General features: G+C 66.0%; 15 protein-coding genes and 2 pseudogenes. 2 read left to right on the plus strand and 15 right to left on the minus strand.

Features of this window, described 5'->3' with window-relative positions; genetic code table 11:
- The first annotated feature begins 367 nt into the window (after positions 1 to 367).
- A pseudogene (locus RZ1_RS12930) lies at positions 368 to 1464 on the plus strand (hypothetical protein).
- Between the two features lie 129 nt (positions 1465 to 1593).
- On the opposite strand, the pseudogene RZ1_RS12935 reads toward RZ1_RS12930, so the two are convergent.
- From RZ1_RS12935 to RZ1_RS12985, 11 genes and pseudogenes are all read right to left on the minus strand, one after another.
- Positions 1594 to 2243, minus strand: a pseudogene (locus RZ1_RS12935) (PAS and ANTAR domain-containing protein).
- Positions 2244 to 2438: 195 nt separating this feature from the next.
- Complete coding sequence (locus RZ1_RS12940) at positions 2439 to 2879, minus strand: DUF1931 family protein (RefSeq protein WP_174565206.1); 441 nt, start codon at positions 2877 to 2879, stop codon at positions 2439 to 2441.
- A gap of 13 nt (positions 2880 to 2892) precedes the next feature.
- On the minus strand, positions 2893 to 4620 hold the full coding sequence (locus RZ1_RS12945) for an FAD-dependent oxidoreductase (protein ID WP_072812419.1): 1728 nt from the start codon (positions 4618 to 4620) through the stop codon (positions 2893 to 2895).
- Positions 4598 to 4864, minus strand: coding sequence for a UBP-type zinc finger domain-containing protein (locus tag RZ1_RS12950; RefSeq protein ID WP_005180064.1), 267 nt, complete (start codon positions 4862 to 4864; stop codon positions 4598 to 4600). The genes RZ1_RS12945 and RZ1_RS12950 overlap by 23 nt, the downstream gene beginning before the upstream one ends.
- The gene (gene trxA, locus RZ1_RS12955; RefSeq protein WP_072812421.1) at positions 4861 to 5313 is read right to left on the minus strand and encodes a thioredoxin; all 453 of its coding nucleotides are present in this window, start codon (positions 5311 to 5313) and stop codon (positions 4861 to 4863) included. The genes RZ1_RS12950 and trxA overlap by 4 nt, the downstream gene beginning before the upstream one ends.
- A gap of 14 nt (positions 5314 to 5327) precedes the next feature.
- Positions 5328 to 7958, minus strand: coding sequence for an ATP-dependent chaperone ClpB (gene clpB / locus RZ1_RS12960; RefSeq protein WP_072812422.1), 2631 nt, complete (start codon positions 7956 to 7958; stop codon positions 5328 to 5330).
- Positions 7940 to 8269, minus strand: coding sequence for a chaperone modulator CbpM (locus RZ1_RS12965; RefSeq protein WP_005259200.1), 330 nt, complete (start codon positions 8267 to 8269; stop codon positions 7940 to 7942). The genes clpB and RZ1_RS12965 overlap by 19 nt, the downstream gene beginning before the upstream one ends.
- Positions 8266 to 9204 carry a DnaJ C-terminal domain-containing protein gene (locus tag RZ1_RS12970; RefSeq protein WP_072812424.1) on the minus strand — a complete coding sequence of 313 codons (939 nt, stop codon included), beginning with the start codon at positions 9202 to 9204 and terminating at the stop codon, positions 8266 to 8268. The genes RZ1_RS12965 and RZ1_RS12970 overlap by 4 nt, the downstream gene beginning before the upstream one ends.
- A 6-nt stretch (positions 9205 to 9210) precedes the next feature.
- Positions 9211 to 9735: a nucleotide exchange factor GrpE gene (locus RZ1_RS12975; RefSeq protein WP_072812426.1), complete on the minus strand. Its 525-nt coding sequence runs from the start codon at positions 9733 to 9735 to the stop codon at positions 9211 to 9213.
- Positions 9736 to 9743: 8 nt separating this feature from the next.
- Positions 9744 to 11624: a molecular chaperone DnaK gene (gene dnaK, locus RZ1_RS12980; RefSeq protein ID WP_072812428.1), complete on the minus strand. Its 1881-nt coding sequence runs from the start codon at positions 11622 to 11624 to the stop codon at positions 9744 to 9746.
- Positions 11625 to 11627: 3 nt separating this feature from the next.
- On the minus strand, positions 11628 to 12131 hold the full coding sequence (locus tag RZ1_RS12985; protein ID WP_005203454.1) for a YflT domain-containing protein: 504 nt from the start codon (positions 12129 to 12131) through the stop codon (positions 11628 to 11630).
- 788 nt (positions 12132 to 12919) lie between these two features.
- Here RZ1_RS12985 and RZ1_RS12990 point away from each other — a divergent pair.
- A complete protein-coding gene (locus RZ1_RS12990) occupies positions 12920 to 13936 on the plus strand; it encodes a S1C family serine protease (protein WP_072812429.1) in 1017 nt (338 codons plus the stop codon).
- A gap of 177 nt (positions 13937 to 14113) precedes the next feature.
- On the opposite strand, the gene RZ1_RS12995 is transcribed toward RZ1_RS12990, so the two are convergent.
- From RZ1_RS12995 to RZ1_RS13010, 4 genes are all read right to left on the minus strand, one after another.
- Complete coding sequence (locus RZ1_RS12995; RefSeq protein ID WP_003942649.1) at positions 14114 to 14977, minus strand: TniQ family protein; 864 nt, start codon at positions 14975 to 14977, stop codon at positions 14114 to 14116.
- Positions 14946 to 16010 (minus strand): ATP-binding protein, encoded by a 1065-nt coding sequence (locus RZ1_RS13000; protein WP_174565203.1) that lies wholly within the window; start codon positions 16008 to 16010, stop codon positions 14946 to 14948. Before RZ1_RS13000 ends, RZ1_RS12995 begins: the two co-directional genes overlap by 32 nt.
- Positions 16007 to 17899 (minus strand): TnsB C-terminal domain-containing protein, encoded by a 1893-nt coding sequence (locus RZ1_RS13005; RefSeq protein ID WP_228802182.1) that lies wholly within the window; start codon positions 17897 to 17899, stop codon positions 16007 to 16009. Before RZ1_RS13005 ends, RZ1_RS13000 begins: the two co-directional genes overlap by 4 nt.
- A gap of 168 nt (positions 17900 to 18067) precedes the next feature.
- Positions 18068 to 18775 (minus strand): TnsA-like heteromeric transposase endonuclease subunit, encoded by a 708-nt coding sequence (locus RZ1_RS13010; protein WP_003942661.1) that lies wholly within the window; start codon positions 18773 to 18775, stop codon positions 18068 to 18070.
- Positions 18776 to 19159 lie beyond the last annotated feature (384 nt).

Genomic DNA, 19159 nt, shown 5'->3' on the forward strand with positions numbered 1-19159 from the left:
GGACAAGAACCTACAAAACCTGTAGGTTCCGCGGATCGGTGTCACTTCGCGGATCTCCGACCTGCAGGTTCTCGCCGTCGTGTCAGTGCCTTATTCCCACGAACTTGTCAGAATCCTCAGCCCGGTCGCTATCCCGTAAGGAGATCGATGCCCAGTCATTGGCCCGTTTGCCCCTAATGGATCGATCAGTGGGGTGCACCGAGCGGACCAGATCCCGCGGGTTGTGGTCGTGTCCGCGGTGCATCCTCAGACGCTGCGGGGTGTCTACCGGACACGGACTGGCAGCCGATATCCGTGGCGGGCGCTGTGATCGACTCGCACCCACAGCCTGGAGTTTGGGGACACACCGGGCGGGTACGCGAAGGCGGTGACGGCGAACGAGCATCTGCAGGCGGGGCACTCCGGTGCCGCGGGTGAGCAGGTTTCGGTGCTGCTGATCGCGGATCCGGGCGAACCAGCGGCTCTTGCCGAACGCATCGCCGACTACCTGCCGGAACGCCTGCAAAGCCCTGACCGGCCCGAGCGCCGGTGGACGACCTGTGTGCGCCGCAAACCGTACCTGCCGGACGAGCAAGCCGATTTCACCGATGTCATCGACACGGTCGATCCGTCCTCCGAACAGGAAGACATCGTCGTGTATCTCACCGATCTGCCGCGCCGGGAGGACACCCTGCCGGTGGTGGCCGACGTCAGCGTCGACCACAGATTCGCACCCATCTCGGTCGCCGGTGTGGGCGGCGTCCGGATCGAGCGCCGCATCCGCACCGTCACCGAACTCGCGCTCGCCCGCGTTCTCGGTGAACCCGAACTCATGCCTCCCGGCGCGGCGCGACGGTACCCGTGTGTGCAGATCAAGGACGGCATCCGATACTTGGCGCCCTCGGGACTGCGGCGACTGCGACTGCTGTCGGGGATGGTGCGGGCCAACCGGCCGTGGCGACTGGTCACCGGACTGTCGAAGGTGCTCGTCGGCGCCTTCGCCACGGGTGCGATCGCACTGGCCACCAACACGATCTGGTTGTTCGCCGACACGATGGGCCCATGGCGGATGAGTGCGGCGACGGTCCTGTCGATCGTGGCGATGATTCTGTGGCTGATCCTCGATCACGAACTGTGGGAGCGGCCGACGTCGCCGGAGGAGCGGGATCGTTCGGTGCTGTACAACACCGCGACCGTGGTCACCCTGGTCATCGGCGTCGTCGTGCTGCATGTGGCCCTGTTCTGCCTGCTGCTGTTCACTGCGTGTCTGACTCTTCCCCCGGAACTGCTGTCCAGTGTTCTCGGGCACGGGTGAACTTCGTCGATTACCTGACGCTCACCTGGTTGCTGGCGTCCATCGCGACCATCGGTGGGGCGCTCGGGTCGGGTCTCGAGGACGACGCCGCCGTCAGGGAGGCGGCGTACGGGGTCCGGCAGCGGCAACGCATCGAGCAGACGCGACAACCGTCGAACGAGGCGGGATGATCATTGCCGGCGCAGCGCGCGCGACCCAGCCGTCCCCGGATGCGCGGGTGCCAGATCGGGTGCTCGACCGGTCGGCAGCCCGGTCCAGGTTTCGTTTGACTCCCTACACCCCGCGGGACTGTCACTCACTCAGCCCTGTTGCCGGGTTCGCTGGTGGGCGGTGAGCAGAAGGTGGTCGAACCGGGTCCGTAGGTCCGCAGCGGGTTCGCACTCGACGAATCCGGTGACGAGTTGTTCGGCGATCGTGCGAAGTCGGGTGTTGGTCTGCTGGGAACACCAGGTGAGAACGTCGAAGGCGCGGTCGGCGGGTATCCCGTAGACCAGCATCAGTGCGCCCGTGGCCTGTTCGATTACCGCCCGTGACTCGGCGAGTTCGGCGACCGCCGCGTCGACCGACTCCTTGACATCGCTGCGGTAGGACTGGGTGATGTCATGTAGAAGCCGGTGGTCCCGATCACGGCGTCTGTGTCGTCGTGCAAGAGGTCGCCGACGACCACGACGAGGTGAACTTTGCCGGCGGTGTCGATGATGCGGTGTTTGCTGCTGAACGGTTCGGCGTCACTGATCATCCGTTCGAGGACGCGGGCGACGCGCCGGTGATCCTCGGGATGCTTGTGGGACAGCAGCAGTTCGGTGGTCGGCGTGACGTCCCCGGGCCGGTAGCCGTGCATCTGGGCGACGGCGTCGGACCATTCCCACCGCTGACCGTCGAGGAAGAATCGGAAGCTGCCGACCCGCTGCGGCTCCCCACCGAACACCTGCTCTGAATCCGCCCCAATTTCTCTCGCACCAGGCACGGCGTCTCACTCCCGCTCGCTTCTCAGGCGTGCGCTCTAGCTGGACTTCCCGCTACGGCCAAGGCCGAGATGGACCCGCACACGTCCTGCACGTTTGCGATTTGGGTGACGGTGTAGTCGCCGACGTCGCAGTGGGGTGGGAAATCGATCTCTGTCGCCCCCGGCAGCCGCCCGGGGTCAGAGCAGTAGGTGGAAGATGTCGAAGACGACGCTCCATTCGGCGGTCCCGGGGTTCTTGCGGTCCGGCTCGACCGTGACGAAGGTATGCGCCAGCGCCACGCTCAGGCCTCCGGCGATCAGCGGCAGTCGTTGCTCGGTCTCCTCGGAGAGAGCCACGTCCAAGGGTGGCCGGGCCGCCAGTTGGTCGAGCAGAGGTTGTAGTTCGATCTCCTCGTCCAGCTTCTCGAACCGGTGGATGCTTTCCTGCAGCCCCTTGGTGATCGGCAGGTCCCACGGTTCGATCACGTCCCGCAGGTTGGCCTTGGCCGAGGCCTTGCCGATCAGGATCAGGTCGTAGATCTTGTCGTCGATGAAATCCGTATAGCGCTTGAGGTCGTTCCGGTCGACCTGTAGTCCGGCCGCTGCCCGGAAGAACCGCTGGAATTTGACGGTGCCCATCACTGGCATGTCGTCAGCTCCTTTCGAAGTATTCATGGATTTGGCGTACCGCCATCGCTCCTTCACCGACTGCGGATGCGACCCGTTTCACCGAGCCGCGGCGGACGTCGCCCGCCGCGAACAGGCCGGACCGGCTGGTTTCGAGCGTCCTGGACAGCCCGGCGCTGATCGGCCGGTTGCCGTCTCCTCGGGCGTGGACCGCGTCCATGCCGGTGAGGACGAAGCCGTGGTCGTCGAGTGCGATCGTGTCGGCCAGCCACCCGGTGTGCGGCGTCGCCCCGATGAAGACGAACAGGGCGTGCACCCGGATCGTGTCCTGGTCGCCCGTGCGATTGTCCTCGACCACAATCTCTTCGAGGTATTTCTCGCCGTGGACCTGACGAATCTCGGTGTTCCGGTGCACGGTCACCCGCGGATGCCGCTCGATCTGGTCGACCAGGTATCGGGACATGCTCTTTCCGAGGTCACCGCCGCGGATGAGCAGGTGAACGTGGGAGACATGGTCGGCGAGGAAGACGGTGGCCTGTCCGGCGGAGTTTCCGCCGCCGACGATGGCCACCGGGTCGGTGCCGCACATCCGCGCTTCCTGATGGGTCGCGGCGTAGTACACGCTCGTCCCCTCCAGTGCCTCGATCCCCGGAACGGCCAACTTGCGATATCGCGCCCCGGTGGCGAGCACGACGGCCCGGCCGCGAACCGCGCCGCCGTCCGCCAGCCGGAGCACATGGTTCCCGGCCTCGGAGCCGAGGCCGGCGACGTCCGCCGACACCAGGAGGCGGGCGCCGAATTTCCCGGCCTGGATTATGGCGCGCTCCGCCAATTCGGCGCCGGAGACCCCTGCCGGGAAGCCCAGGTAGTTCTCGATCCGGGAGGAGGTACTGGCTTGGCCGCCGGCGGCGATCGACTCCAGTGTCACCGTGTTCAACCCGTCGGATGAGCCGTACACGGACGCGGCCAGACCGGCCGGTCCGGCACCTACGACGACGAGGTCGCACACGTCGTGCGCTGCGTCCGGGACCGAGTCCGGGACCGGGAGCCCGACGATGCGGGCGAGTTCGGCGTTCGTCGGATTGCGCAGCACCTTCTCGCCGTGCCAGATCACGACGGGAGTGTCCTCTGGGGCGACACCCAGGCTTTGCAGCAGTTGCTCCGCCCGTTCGTCTTGCTCCAGATCGATCCATTTGTGGGGCAGCCGGTTGCGCATCGCGAACTCGCGAAGCCGCAACGTGTCCGGGGAATAGCAGGAGCCGATGATTCGGAACCCCGAACCGAGCCCGATCAGTAGGTGCCGGCGCACCAGGTAGGCCCGCAGGATCAGATCGCTGAGCACGAGGTCGTGGGCGACGAGCTCGCGCACCCGCTCGGCCGGGACGACGAGGACCTCGCCGTTCTCGATCGCTTCGGCGGTGAAGAACGCCACCTGGCCTTCCAGCAGTCCGAGCTCGCCCAGGAAGCGGCGGGGACCGTGCACGCGCAGTATCCGGCGTTCGCCGTCCTCGTCGCCCTCGTCGATGACCGCGACCTTGCCGGTGAGGATGACGAAGAAGTCGTTGCTGGGCGCGCCCTCTCGGATCAGCACCTCGCCGGCGCGAACCGATCGACGCGTGCCACCGACCTCGAGCGTCGTGATCTGGTCGTCCGTCAGCCGCGGGAATGCTCCGACCGCATCCGGGGTCTCGTCGTCGACCGGCGGACTGTCGCGGGCGGGTGCGGCGTCCTCAGACGAAGTTCTGGTCGACATAACACCAACGCCAATCCTCACCGGGTTCCATCGACTGGACGATCGGATGGCCGATGGTGTGAGCGTGCGCGCTCGCGTGCTTGCCCGGCGAGGAGTCGCAGCAACCGACGTGTCCGCACGTCAGGCACAGCCTCAGATGCACCCACGGGGTGCCGAGGCGAAGACATTCCTCGCAACCCTGTGGGGTCCGGGGCACCACGGCCCGGATCGCGGTCACGTGCGGGTCGGCATGGACCGAGGTCATGGCTTCGCCTCCTTGCCTGCATTTTCCGAGAGCGCCTGATCGAGCCATGTGCGCAACACCGGTACCGGAGCGGCGCCCGCCTGACGAGCGAGGACTTCACCTCGGTCCATCACCAGCAGAGTCGGAACGGCACGGACGGTGAAACGTTCGGCCGTCTGGGGTGCAGCATCCACGTCGACCTTGACGAGCTTGATCTGACCTGCGCGTTCTGTGGCGAGCTGCTCGAGCGCGGGGCTGACCATGCGGCACGGAGCGCACCACGTCGCCCAGAGATCGACGAGTACAGGCACCGAGGATTTCTCGGCGACCTCCGCGAAGTCGCCGTCCCCTGCCGAGGCGATCCAGGGCAGCGGCTCGTGGCAGTTCCCGCAGCGGGGTCTTCCGTCCCCGGCCGCCGGCACCTTGTTGATCTTGCCGCAGCGTGGGCACTTCACCTTGTCGGATCCCATGACGACACCTCTTCTCAGGCCGCGATGGCGGGTTCCGTATATGCGACGGACAGTTCGCCGTCATCGACCGTGACATCGATGGTGCCGCCCGGTTCGATTTCGCCGCGCAACAGCGCACGACCTATCCTGGTTTCGACCTCACGGGCGATATACCTGCGCAGGGGTCGTGCACCGTAGACCGGGTCGAAACCGTGTTCGGCGATGAGCCGGCGTGCTTCCGGCGTGATATTCAAGTGTATCTGGCGCTCCGACAACCTGTTCCGAAGATCGGCGAGCTGCAGCTCGACGATGTGCTCGATCTGGGGCAGCGTGAGCGGGGTGAACAACACGATGTCGTCGACCCGGTTGAGGAACTCGGGACGGAAGTGCCCGCGCAGTTCCGCCAGCACCCGCTCCCGGGCGTCCGGCTTGATCTCGCCGTCGGCTGTGACTCCGTCGAGGAGATGCTGGGATCCGATGTTGGAGGTCATGATGATCACCGTGTTCCGGAAATCGACCTGCCTGCCTTGAGAATCGGTGATCCGGCCGTCGTCGAGCACCTGTAGAAGGGTATTGAAGACGTCGGCATGGGCCTTCTCGATCTCGTCGAAGAGCACCACGGAGTACGGCTTGCGGCGCACCGCCTCGGTGAGCTGACCCCCCTCGTCGTACCCGACGTACCCGGGGGGCGCACCGATGAGCCTACTCACCGTGTGCCGCTCCTGGTACTCGCTCATATCCAGGCGCACCATGTTGTCTTCGCTGTCGAAGAGGGCACTGGCCAGCGTCTTTGCGAGCTCGGTCTTCCCCACGCCCGTCGGGCCCAGGAAGATGAACGAACCGATCGGCCGGCGCGGATCACGGATACCCGACCTCGCCCGGATCACCGCGTCTGCGACCAGTTGCACCGCCTCGTCCTGACCGACGACCCTCTCGTGCAGGATCTCGTCGAGCTTCAACAGTTTCTCCCGCTCGCCTTCCTGCAGTCGAGCGACCGGGATACCCGTCCATGCGGCCACGATCTCTGCGATCTCGTCTTCGGTGACCACTTCACGCAGCAACGGATTGCGGCCTTGCCTGGTAGCCAATTGCTCCTCCGCCGCCTCGAGCCTGCGCTCCAGCGCGGTGATCTCGCCGTACCGCAACTCGGCGGCCCGATTGAGGTCGTAATTGCGTTCGGCCTCCTCGGCCTCGTGGCGCAATCGTTCCAGCTCTCCCCGCAGCTCCTGCACCCGACGGATCGCTTGGCGCTCTGCCTCCCACTGAGCGTGCCGGGCGTCGGCCTCGGCCCGCAGATCGGCCAGCTCCTTACGCAACTCCTCGAGGCGCGTCTTGCTGGCCGCGTCCGTTTCCTTGGACAGCGCGGCCTCTTCGATCTCCAGCCGGGTCACCTTCCGGGTGAGCTCGTCGAGTTCGGCGGGCATCGAATCGATTTCGGTGCGTAGCCGGGCGCACGCCTCGTCCACCAGGTCGATCGCCTTGTCCGGAAGGAAACGGTCGGTGATGTACCGGTGCGAGAGGGTCACGGCGGCCACCAGTGCGCCGTCCTGGATCTTCACGCCGTGAAACACCTCGAGGCGTTCTCGAAGTCCGCGCAGAATCGAGATTGCATCCTCGGCACTGGGCTCGTCGACGAGAACGGTCTGGAATCGACGCTCCAATGCTGCATCGGATTCGATGTGCTTGCGATACTCGTCGAGAGTGGTGGCACCGATCATGTGCAGTTCGCCGCGGGCGAGCATCGGTTTGAGCATGTTGCCGGCGTCGAGAGATCCCTCGCCGCCGACCGATCCTGCGCCGACGACGGTGTGTAACTCGTCGACGAACAACAGGATGCGCCCCTCGGCCGCTTTCACCTCGGACAGCACCGCCTGCAGCCGTTCCTCGAACTCGCCGCGGTACTTCGCACCGGCCACCAGGGAACCCATGTCGAGCGAGAAGATCGTCTTGTCGCGCAGGCCCTCGGGCACGTCGCCGCGGACGATCCGCTGGGCGAGTCCCTCGACGATCGCGGTCTTGCCGACGCCGGGGTCGCCGATCAGCACCGGATTGTTCTTCGTTTTCCGGCTCAGGATCTGCGTTACCCTGCGGATCTCGGCGTCTCGCCCGATGACCGGATCGAGTTTGCCTGCCCGCCCCTCGGAGACGAGGTCGCGTCCGTACTTCTCGAGCGCCTCGTACGCCCCCTCCGGGGTGGCCGAGGTGACGCGCTGGTTGCCGCGCACTGTGGTCAAGGCGGCGAGGAAGGTCTCTCGTGTGACCCCATGGCTGGTGAGAACCCGTCCGGCCGCACTGGTCGACCCCTCCTCGGAGAGGGCCATCACGAGATGCTCCACCGACACGTAAGAATCCTTGAGTCGCTTTGCCTCTCGTTCGGCAGCGTCGAGCAGCTTGGCCAGGCGCTGGGTGATCATCACCTGACCGGGCGTCGCACCGGGGCCGCTGACCTTCGGCCTACGCGACAGTTCACGTTCCAGATCGGATCGCAGGGCATCGACGTTCGCACCGGCCTGCTCGAGCAGTCGCGGTACCAACCCTTCCTGCTGATCGACCAACGCGAGCAGCAGGTGCTCTCCGTCGACCTCGGTGTGACCCATTCTGGTCGCGACGTTCTGGGCCTCCTGCAGGGCTTCTCGTGACCTTTCAGTCAGGCTGCCGGTGTCCATGGGGGTGTCCTCCTTCTGCGGGAAGCTGCTTCGAGTTTCTCGATTCGATCCAGCAGATCGAGCACGAGCCCGATTGCCGAGTAGTTCAGGCCCAGGCCGGTCCGCAGCCGTTGGATGCGGGCGGCGTGGACCACTTCGGATGGTTCGAACGACATCTCGCCGCCGGCGTCGCGGTGGGCGTCGAGCAGGCCGAGAGCCACAAGCTTTCGTGCCAGGTCGGGGTGCAGCCCGGTACGTTCGGCGAAGGCATCTGGCGACAAACCGGCACGGCGAACCAATACGTACTGGGTGACCGGGGTCGGGGTGCTCATGTGTCTTTCCTCGGATCGAAGTTCGATTCGGTGGCCAACTGCTCGAACAGCTCGCGTTCGCGTGCTGTCGGTTTCGGCGGCACCATCACCTTGATTTCGGCGTAGAGGTTGCCGTTGGCGCCCCGCGGATTGGGCATTCCTTCTCCGCGCAGGCGAAGCTTCCGTCCCGTCGACGAGCCCGGCACCACTTTGACTTTCGCCTCGCCACCCGGGGTGGGAACGACGACGGTCGACCCGAGGACCGCCTCCCATGGCGATACGGGCAGGTCGACGTAGATGTCCCGGCCCTGGACGCGGAACCGGGGATGCGGCTTGATCCGCACCACGAGGTACAGATCCCCGGGCGGCGCGCCGCCGTTGCCCCGGCCGCCTTGCCCGGCCAGCCGGATTCGCTGGCCGTCCAGGACACCGGCCGGAATGTCGACGTCGTACTGCCGGCCGTCCAGTCTGAGAGTGCGTTTGCCGCCCCGATACGCCTCTTCCAGGGGCAGTTCCAGTTCCGCTTCCTGATCGGCGCCGGGAATCGGCCCGTACGCGCCACCGCCGCCGAACATCTGCCCGAAGAGGTCCTCGAAGTCGACGCCGCCCTCGCCACCGACACCGTGACCGAAGTGCACCCTTCTGCCCCCGCCCCCACCGCCGTACCCGCCGCCGCCGAACCCGCCGCCGTACCCACCGGCGCTTGCCCGGACCCGTTCGTCGTAGTCCTCGGGCACACGCCGGAAGTCGTCACCGAATCGGTCGTAGCGTTTCCGGGTGTCCGGGTCGGACAACACCTGGTAGGCCTCATTGGCCTCCTTGAACTTGTCCTCCGCAGTGGGGTCCTTGTTCACGTCGGGGTGGTACTTGCGGGCCAGCTTGCGGTAGGCCTGCTGGATTTCGTCGGTGCCGGCGCCCCGCGGGACCCCGAGCACTTCGTAGTAGTCACGCGCCATCGGTGCTCACCCCTCGGGGCGGCTGACGACCACGGTGGCGGGACGCAGCTGCCGCCCGTCCTCTCCATAGCCCGGGCGCAAGACCTCGACCACGGTCCCGGAGGGAAGGTCGGGTTGGGCCACCACACTGACCACTTCATGGAGCTCCGGGGAGAACGGCACACCGACCTCGTCGTGGCGCTCGAAGCCGAACCGTGAGAGCACCTGCACCGCCTGATCCCGGATCGCCTTCACACCCTCGACGACGGTCTGAGGATCGCTGCCCGCATGGGCCAGCGCAAGCTCCAAATTGTCCAGTACCGGCAGCCACGCCGCGGAAACCTTCGCCACCTCCGCGGCGCGTTCACGGTCGAGATCTTTGGCATACCGCTTGCGCAGGTTGTCCAGATCTGCGAGTGCTCTGCGCCAGCGGTCCTCGAGTTGAGCCAACTCGGCCCCCGTGTCGGTGCGATCAGGCGCCGTCTCGGTCTGATCCCCGTCGGTACCGTCGGTAGCCGGCTCGGTCGTCGAATGATCAGCAGATCTGTCCATCGTGTGCCTCAGCTTCGATCGAATTCGGCGTCGATCACGTCGTCGTCATCCGACGACGCAGCCTCTGCGCCGCCGGCCTGGTGTCCGTCGCCGCCGTCCTGGACCGGCGCGAGCCCGTAGAGCAGCTGCTGGAGCTCCGAGGTCAGGGGCTCTACCTCCGCGGGTGAAGCACCGTCTTTGACCGCCTTCCTGGCGTCGGCGATCAGCATCTCGGCCCGCGCCTTGTCGTGCGGTGGCGCACTGTCACCGAGTTCGGCGAGTCGCCGTTCCACTTGATAGGCAACCGAATCGAGCGCGTTACGTGCGTCGACCGCCTTGCGCAGCGCCTCGTCCTCACCCCGGTTCCGTTCGGCCTCTGCCAGCATGCGCTCGACGTCACTCTGGTCCAGGTTGCCCTGCTCACTGATCGTGATGCTCTGCTCCTTGCCGGTGTCCTTGTCGCGGGCGGTGACGTTGAGGATGCCGTTGGCGTCGATATCGAAAGTGACTTCGACCTGCGCCTCGCCACGTGGCGCAGGTCGGATGTCTTCCAGCCGGAACCGGCCCAGCACCCGGTTGTCGGCGGCCCGTTCGCGTTCGCCCTGCAGCACCACGACGTCCACGGCGGACTGATTGTCTTCCGCCGTGGAGAACACTTCGCTGCGCCGGGCCGGGATCGTCGTGTTGCGCTCGATGATCTTGGTCATCACCCCGCCCTGCGTCTCGACGCCGAGGGACAGCGGGGTGACATCGAGCAACAGCACATCGGAGACCTCACCTTTGAGCACGCCCGCCTGGACCGCGGCACCGAGCGCCACGACCTCGTCCGGGTTGACGCCCATGTGGGGATCCTTACCGCCGGTGAGCCGGCGAACGAGTGCCTGCACCGCCGGAATACGTGTCGAACCACCGACCAGGATCACCTCGTCGATGTCGTTGGCGGTGACCTTGGCGTCACTCATCGCCTGCTTTACCGGACCGAGGCAGCGTTCCACCAGATCTGCCGTCAGATCCTCGAACTTCGATCGCATGATCGTGGTGGTGAGGTGTTTGGGGCCGTTCGCGTCTGCGGTGACGAAGGGCAGGTTGACCTGGGCTTGAGTTACCGAGGACAACTCGACCTTGGCCTTCTCTGCCGCCTCGAAGAGTCGTTGCAGCGCTTGTGGATCCTTGCGCAGATCGATGTTCTCCGCGCTCTGGAACTCGTCGGCGAGGTAGTCCACCAGGCGCCGGTCGAAATCGTCTCCGCCGAGGTGGGAGTCGCCGGCCGTCGAGCGAACCTCGACTACTCCCTCGCCGACATCGAGCAGGCTCACATCGAACGTGCCGCCGCCGAGGTCGAAGACCAGTACGGTCTCGTGGGTCTGTTTGTCCATGCCGTACGCCAATGCCGCCGCGGTCGGCTCGTTGATGATCCGCAGGACCTCGAGGCCCGCGATCCGGCCGGCGTCCTTGGTGGCGTTGCGCTGCGCGTCGTTGAAGTAGGCCGGAACGGTGATGACCGCTTCCTTGACCTTCTCACCGAGGAACTTGCTGGCGTCGTCGACGAGTTTGCGCAGCACCAGGGCACTGATCTCCTCTGGTGCGTACTTCTTACCTCGCACGTCGAATCGTGCCTCACCGTTGTCGCCCGGTACGACGTCGAAGCTGACCGCTTTGGCCTCCTCGGAGATCTCGTCGAAATGACGTCCGATGAAGCGTTTCGCCGAGTAGATCGTGCCCTTCGGATTCAAGATCGCCTGCCGTCGGGCAAGCTGACCCACCAGGCGCTCGCCGCTCTCGGTGAACGCCACCACCGACGGCGTCGTCCGCGCACCCTCGACATTGGAGATCACCACCGGCTCGCCGCCTTGCCAGCTTGCGATGACCGAGTTGGTGGTGCCCAGGTCTATACCCACAGCAGTCGCCATGACTCATTCCTTTCGATCGGTCCGGCCGGTGAGCAAGCGGACGGCTTCGTCCGCGACCTCGACATCGGCGAGGACTTCGTAGTGACGTGGTTGTAATGACTGGATTGAGGTGAAGTCGCGCCGGCCGCCCTGCAGCGCATACATGAGCAGGCCGAGCAGAGCGCCGACAACGGCGCCGAATACCAACCCGTAGAAGGCGAGCGCGAGGCCCGTGAGCAGCGGCTGGACCCAATCGAGTAACCCGAAGATCCAGCCGAACAGCGCACCCGTCAGCGCGCCCGCGGCGGCGCCGCGCAGAGCGGCCCAGCCGTAGTTCAATCGGCCGACGATCTGCTCGACCAGCTCGATGTCGCGACCGACGATGGCCAGTTTGTCTACCGTGAAATGCTGGTCGGAGAGGTAGTCGACGGCGCTCTCGGCGTCGGCATAGGTGTCGAATGTCGCAATCACCTGGCGAGCAGGTGGGTGTGGACTTACGGCGGAGGTTCCGCCACTGGACTCTGACATCACGCCCCCTCGGCGTCGATGTTGTGGGGTTTCGCCGAGCCTGTGCGTACCGGTACGGCCCGGCCGTCGGTCAACCGGTTGGGCTCACGAACGGCCCAACCGCAATGCGAGTTCTTCATCCGCCTTCGGGCGGTCAACACAATTCGCCTATCGGGCGTCGACAATAGAGGCGCAATGGCGTCCATACCTGCCCTGGGCATAGATGTCCGCCGGAACCCGCTCGAGGCGACCGGTACACGCAACTCCGGGTACCGGCCACTACTGCGGTGCGTCCACGAGTAGAACTCCCGATGCAGTCATCTTCGCAGCCGACGCGGTGAGTGGCAAGGCCCGCACAAGTCGAAAGCGGGAAGCGAATTCCGCAATGACAGTACAGTCGCTGACACGCTGGCAATAGCCGTTCCTTCATGCTCACGTACAGGAGCAGGTGCTCGATGGCGGAACGACAAGTTCCTGGCGCCGAGAGAAACCGGCGGGAGAAATCCATTTTCCGAACGGTCGGTTTATCCATCCACTGGAGCCATGCCCACCGGATTCCACTGGGCGGCAACCGAATCGGAGACGCTCCAGATTAGAATTGTATGAAAAGTTGGCAGCGCAACAAGATACGAAGCATCTTGGCTCTCAGTGGTGGAGCATGCGCGCTGCCGTTCGTCGATGCCGGTTGCCTGGGTGCATCGAAGCGGTTCGGTGACCGGTCTCGGGCGCCGCCGGGGGTATGTTGATCGGGTGGGCCCGCTCGCGGCAGGTGCAAGTAGGAGACCGATTCCTCACGGAGGTGGTGGCTGATGCGCGTACCGTCGACGGTACGTTCCTCGATCTGGGTGCCGCTGGTCGCGATCGTGGTCCTCCTCCTCGCGGGATGCGGCGCCTCGGCTCCCACCACCTCGACGCCCTCAGCGGGACCTGCCGTAGACCTGCCGGCACTGGTCCGGCAGGTGGAGGCCTCGGTTGTCACCGTGCTTACCGGGTCCGGTGTGGGCAGCGGCATCGTCTACAAGACCGACGGCACCGTCGTCACCAACGCCCACGTGGTCGAGGGTGCCCGGCAGGTGAGTGTGGCCTTCGCGGACGGGCAACAGGTGTCCGCGAACGTGCGGGCCGTCGATCGTGTGACCGACGTCGCGGTCCTTCAAGCGGACCGCACGGATCTGACTGCGGCGACGTTCGAGACAGCGTTGCCAGAGGTCGGCGCGCTCGCCGTAGTCGTGGGCAGTCCGCTGGGGTTCGAGGCCACGGTCACCTCGGGCATCATCTCAGGATTGCACCGTCAGATCCCCGGGTCGGCTTCCCCCGGGGCGCCGCTGGTCGACCTGATCCAGACCGACGCCGCGATCTCGCCGGGTAACTCCGGGGGTGCCCTGATCGACGGACAAGGGCGGGTCGTGGGGATGAGCCAGGCCTACATTCCCCCGTCGGCGGGTGCGGTGGCTCTGGGCTTCGCCATCCCCGCGGCGAATGTCGTCGACGTCGCAGACCAACTGCTGGCCTCGGGAACTGCCCAGCATCCGTACGTCGGCATTCAGCCCGGCACGCTGAGCCCGCAGATCGCCGAACAACTGGCAGTCGACCGCACCAGCGGTGCCGTCGTCCTCGAGGTCGTCCCGCTCGGTCCGGCTGCGACGGCGGGTATCCGGCCGGGCGATGTCATCACCGCGGTCAACGGCCACGACATCGAGTCGGCGGAGGACTTCATCGCGGCGCTCCGTGCCCTCGACCCGGGCGATCGAGTCGATTTGACCGTGCTCCGCGGTGGCGAGACCCAGCAGATCTCGGTCACAGTGACAGACCGCCCCGCCAGCTGAACGACTATTCCAAGAACGACCAAAACGGGGCGGGCGGGATCTGTGTTGCGGGCGGTCCGGCGTTGCGGGTATCGCAGGCGTTGAGCAGCATTACCGTCCGCGTGTCCTTGGGACACAAAATTGGGAATACCAACTTCAACTTCGGGTCAGCCACGAACTGGGTGGACTGTCCTGTGCTCATCGGATTTGCTGACGCTCCTGATGGGCGCCGAGGGTGACGAGGGCCTCGATGCCGACTTTGTCGGCGGCGAGGTCGCAGAAGGCCTCGAATCGGGTCGTCGCGGCCGTCCTGTCGTATCGGGAGGTGGGATCGTCGATGTCGGTGGCCTCGGCCAGCGCGGTCAGATACCGCTGGGCCGTGCACAGGTCGTCGTTGGCCTCGATTACGGTGGCGTCGCGCAAGTCGTGCCGGCAGAACGGACGCACCTTCCGATCGGCGCTCTCGCGCGGACACCGTTGGGGGCAGTGCCATGGCGGGCCGTGGCTGCCGAGCCAGGTGGTGTCGGAGAATGGCACCTGCCCGCAACCGGGACACCGGGTCTGCAACCGCAGTCGGTGCCGCAGGCAGATCGGAAGCAACGGGTGCGCCCATTGCCTCTGCCAGATGCAGTCCGGCTCGGCGAGACACCGTGGACAAAACCGGGACCCGCTGAAGTGGTGCCGGATCCCGCGGCGGTGCGCGAGGTAGCGGCCGAGCGAGGCCTCGGCCGGCCAACCACACAATGCCGGCGACAAGGCCCGCGGCGCGAGGCCGAGGCACCAGGTGATCTCCCGCGAGCACTCGGCGACCTGGTCCAGTACACGGTCGACGGTGGCGGGCCGGGAAGTGAAGCCGAACTCCCGCAACAACTGCGCCGGAGACAGCTGGTACCGGGAGGCGAAATGCAGCAGCCATCCGGGGATGGCCTCGCCGGGGCGGATCGGGACGGTGATCGGCCAGCGGTCGATGTCGTAACCGCCGGGAATCGGCCTCAGCCGCGCCGCCGGGGGCGCGGTGGAAGGTGTGGGGTCAGGCCGTGCGGGCGGCGGATTCGCCGGCATTGTCGATGGTGGTCGCGGCGATCAACTCCGGGGTGATCGTCTCGGTGCCGGAGGCGATCGCCAGGTAGCAGACGCGGTCGATGAGGTTGGTCAGCGACGCTATCCGGCCCTGGGTGCGCCGGTGCAACACCTTCGCCTGCTCGACGAGCATCCCCTCGTGGGCGTCGGCCAACTTGATGTGCCCCTCCAACGTGCGGAGCAGGCTGATCCAACTCCGCAGCCCCGGATCGGTATCGACCGCGAACGGGGCGACCGGGCAGCGGGTGGCACGGCGGCTGGTCTGCGCGTAGGCGGCCTGTTCCCCGAGCTGCCCTTCATCGAAGAACCGCTTCTCGGCGAGCTGAACTCCGACGTAGACGAACGTCGCCGCCATCTCGTTGGCCAGACCCTTGAGGTGGTTGGACACCTCGATGCCGTTGCGATGCTTGAAGTCCACGAAGTGCAGGTCGTCGAGCACGACCAACCGGGTTTCGCAGCTGGTGACACAGTCGACGGCCAACGCACCCAGCTTGGAGGTCGACGCCCGGTCGACGGCGGGGTGGCCGTAGAACCGCAGGATCTGCTGGTTCAGACCCTTCAACGTGATGCCGGCGCTGAGCGGGACGAACGCCACCGGCAACCGCTGATGCCCACCTAAGGTGACCGGGCCCTCCCGGCGGTAGGCGCGGCGGTGGAAGTCGCGGGCGTACCGGGTGGCGATGGTCGTCTTCCCCAAACCGGGTTCGGCGTCGATCACCACCGACCCGCGCAGCTTGTCCCCGTCCCGCCGCCCGGAGGCCAGGACCTGATCGATCACCGAGTACGCGGCGGTCAGCTGGCTGGTCTTGATCGTCGGCAGGTTCGCGTTCCACACCATCCGGGCCTCGTTGTAGTCCTCCCGTTCCTCACCGCTGAGCCGGGTCATTTCGGTGCGGGTGAGGACGTCGAACGACTCGCGCGGTGCGGAGTGCACGAACGCATCCCATCCCTTCTTGCGGGAGAGTTGGTAGCGGGCGGTGCCGTTGTCCGCCAACCATCGTGCCCATCGGTTCACTCGTCGAACACCCCGAATACCTCCTCGTCCGGCCGCTGCGCGTAGTACTGCTCGAACACGTCCAGGTCGTCGGGAAGCTCGACCGGGCTCGTCGAGCGTTGGGCGAGGTGCTCGAGCAGATCGATGACCCCGGGCAGCGACGCGTCCTCCCGCACGGATTCGCCGTCCGGCGCGGCACCGGACGTCCGTTCGCCGTCGAGGGTGGGCCGCTGCGCGCTGAGCCGCCGGGCCAGGCTGCGGTCGCGGCGGGTCTCGACTTCCTCCCGGCTCCACGCGAGCAGCAGGTCCTGCACGGCGCGGTGCGGATCGAGGTGGCGGTGCTCGCGGATGCTGACGCGTTTGGCGTAGTCGACGGCATCGGCGCTGAACGGCTGGTTCAGGCACGCCCCGTGTTCCCACACCAGTTGGTGCCAGGCGTTGGTGTCCGGATCTTGGAAGTAGGCGTGCCGGACGTCGTGGGAGTCGACGAAGATCGGCCACTTACCGGCGTGCACACCGCCGTACGGGGACCGGGTGCCGCGATACAGGTTCAGCCCGGCACCGTCGTAGCGCAGCCCGTCGACCTCCACCCCGTAGTGGTGGATCATCCGCCACCGCACATCGAGGAACTCGTACGCCAAGTCCGGGCTGCTCGGTAACAGCAGGCACCCGAATTTCGCGACCCCGATCTCGAACATCTCGGCCGGGCAGAACTCGGCCCGCGGGATCTCCGGCACACACAACCCGTCGTGCTGGGTGCGGTGATACACCGACCCGACCCACTCGCGGATGATCTGCTCGAGTTCGCTGACGTAGTAGAACGCCTTGTCCTCGACGTCTTTTCCGCGGGAGTACACATCCGGGCCCTTGTAGGCGGGCAGGTGCTGGAGCACGGATTCGCGTAGCGTGCGGAAAAATCTCTCGACCGTGGGCTTGTCGGTCGGCTTGTGCGGGATCGCCGGCTGGACCGTGATCCCGAGCCGCGCGCAGACCCCGATCACGTGATCGGACAGGTACTGCTTGCCGTGATCGACCACGATCGCCTCCGGTAAACAGGCAGGGAGGTCGCCGACCCGCTGCTGGGAGACGCCGTCGGGTTCCTCGGTGCCGACGAGCAGATTCCGCGGAACCCCGTGATACGGCCACCCGCCGTCGTCCCGCTGGCGGTCTGGGGTGATGCATTGGTAGAGCACGTTCGCGACGTCCTGCGCTTTCGTCGACACCGGGGTCAACCGCAGTCCGAGCACGCAGCGGGTGAACAGGTCCATAGCCACCGTCAACTCCACCCCGACCCAGCGCATCGTGATCGGCTCCATCGCAAACACATCCAGCGGCGTGGTGTCGAGCACCACGTACTCGCCGGGCCGGGTGGCACGGAGCCGACCGAACACACCGGTCGGACGATCGGCCACCGACCGCCGTCCCTTTGCACTGCCGAACGCATGCCGTCCCTTCGCCAGCACCTTCAGACGCCGGTAAGCAGTGGCTTTACTGGGCAGCGGCACCGTTCCCGGGCCGAAGCTTGCCTCCAACTTGCGGACAACCGCGTCGATGACAACTCCCATGGTCGGCGTGGATGCCTCGACATAGTCGTCCAGCACCTGAAGACACGTCGCGTCCCACCGCGGGTCCACGCCGACTGCATATCGGCTGCGAATGCGGGTGTCGGCCAACCCGGCGACCCCCGATGCCCGGAAGCCCGCGATCCAGCGGTAGAGCGTGCGCACCGAGACATCCAGTTCCTTCGCCTTGGCCGCTAGCACCGACTCCAGGTTGGTCCCGTCATCGTTGACCGCGGCGAGCGCGCTGCGCACGTGCCCGGCTCGGACGTCGAGCTTGTGGCGCTGCGACGTCGTCAGCGACGACAGCACCACCGCTGTGGGATCGAAGGAGTCGTCCTTATGGGCCATTGCCACAGCGTGGGCAGCGATTTCGGTGACCGCGACCCTTTGCAACGACGGCCCTGACCGGAGCGTCACCTCAAGACCATGGAGGGCGACGACCTCCCACGAGGCGCCCCCGAACCAGACCCGAATCCCAGGACGGAGATCGAGGATTTCTGTCATAAAGTCGTCCTCTCACCAGGTCAAGACCGTTTGCCCGGACAGCGGTACCGTAAGATCCGCCGTCCACGACCTGAACCACAACTTCGCCAGCACAGCGATGCGGCCCCGCTGCGTGTCTGCGGCCGCGACCACCTCGTCGATCGTCATTCCGGTCACGGCGACCGCCTCGATGCACGCCACGGTCGTGGTATCTATCGAGCCCGTTCTGCGCGCGGCGCCAATGGTCCGGATATTCGCCAGCACCACCGGGTCCGCGCCTGTCCACACCTCGTACGACCAACCCCGCGAGGCGCACACCCGCCCAGTCCAGGCGAATACCTGCGCCGCCTCCTCGCGGCGGGCGAACTCTTCCGGTTTGACGTCCACGACCGTGAACCCACCATCAGCATGTTCGAGAAGCATGTCGGGAACGTGCCTACGTGTGCTCGTCCCGTCCGAGCCGCACATCCACATCGGTTGCGCCGCCATCCGGATTACCCCCGGAGCGAAGTCGGCCAACCACAGCCGATCGAGCTCCAACCGGCTCTCGTAGAGCACGTGGTCACGATTGGTCGCTGACCAGAACCAGCCCGCGTAATGCCTCCGTCGAGGATGACTTCGCACTCGTCGAACCGGCAAACCGCGCACTATTCGTAGCGGATCCGCGGCGGCGACCGTCGTCGCGACAGGACCACCGTTGCCCTGCACGTACCTGACCTCGACCTCACCGCTTCGCGGCACCTACATAGCTTCACTCGTGCTGACACGAAAATGAGAAACCAACACGCCGCTGACAGACAACTGACACGAAATTGAGAAACTGACACCGATCGCGAGAACCTACAAAACCGGTCGAATCGGGCGCCCCAACGACCTGAGGGTATGTCACTCCTGGTTTGTGTGGTGTCGACGCTGTAAATTCCCATTTACGCAGCCATCGCCGTAAACCCCGAGGTGAGCGTGTTCGGTCGCCGGGACCCTTGTCCTTGTCCACGTTGTCGGTGCGTTGTCCGAGATAGGTGTCGCATCCGGAAGGCGTCGTCCGAGATAGTTGTCACCACGCTGTGCGACACGCGGTGTCGGTTGCACGGTTCGGGGCTCGGTTGGAAGTTCTCGAGCCCAACC

It is taken from the genome of Rhodococcus zopfii NBRC 100606 = JCM 9919, from assembly GCF_001895025.1.
GTDB lineage: Bacteria > Actinomycetota > Actinomycetes > Mycobacteriales > Mycobacteriaceae > Rhodococcus > Rhodococcus zopfii.

Coding starts and splice junctions, on each gene's coding strand:
- RZ1_RS12940 (WP_174565206.1), bottom strand. CDS start 2,879: ATGGGCACCGTCAAATTCCAGCGGTTCTTCCGGGCAGCGGCCGGACTA.
- RZ1_RS12945 (WP_072812419.1), bottom strand. CDS start 4,620: ATGTCGACCAGAACTTCGTCTGAGGACGCCGCACCCGCCCGCGACAGT.
- RZ1_RS12950 (WP_005180064.1), bottom strand. CDS start 4,864: ATGACCTCGGTCCATGCCGACCCGCACGTGACCGCGATCCGGGCCGTG.
- trxA (WP_072812421.1), bottom strand. CDS start 5,313: ATGGGATCCGACAAGGTGAAGTGCCCACGCTGCGGCAAGATCAACAAG.
- clpB (WP_072812422.1), bottom strand. CDS start 7,958: ATGGACACCGGCAGCCTGACTGAAAGGTCACGAGAAGCCCTGCAGGAG.
- RZ1_RS12965 (WP_005259200.1), bottom strand. CDS start 8,269: ATGAGCACCCCGACCCCGGTCACCCAGTACGTATTGGTTCGCCGTGCC.
- RZ1_RS12970 (WP_072812424.1), bottom strand. CDS start 9,204: ATGGCGCGTGACTACTACGAAGTGCTCGGGGTCCCGCGGGGCGCCGGC.
- RZ1_RS12975 (WP_072812426.1), bottom strand. CDS start 9,735: ATGGACAGATCTGCTGATCATTCGACGACCGAGCCGGCTACCGACGGT.
- dnaK (WP_072812428.1), bottom strand. CDS start 11,624: ATGGCGACTGCTGTGGGTATAGACCTGGGCACCACCAACTCGGTCATC.
- RZ1_RS12985 (WP_005203454.1), bottom strand. CDS start 12,131: ATGTCAGAGTCCAGTGGCGGAACCTCCGCCGTAAGTCCACACCCACCT.
- RZ1_RS12990 (WP_072812429.1), top strand. CDS start 12,920: ATGCGCGTACCGTCGACGGTACGTTCCTCGATCTGGGTGCCGCTGGTC.
- RZ1_RS12995 (WP_003942649.1), bottom strand. CDS start 14,977: ATGCCGGCGAATCCGCCGCCCGCACGGCCTGACCCCACACCTTCCACC.
- RZ1_RS13005 (WP_228802182.1), bottom strand. CDS start 17,899: ATGGCCCATAAGGACGACTCCTTCGATCCCACAGCGGTGGTGCTGTCG.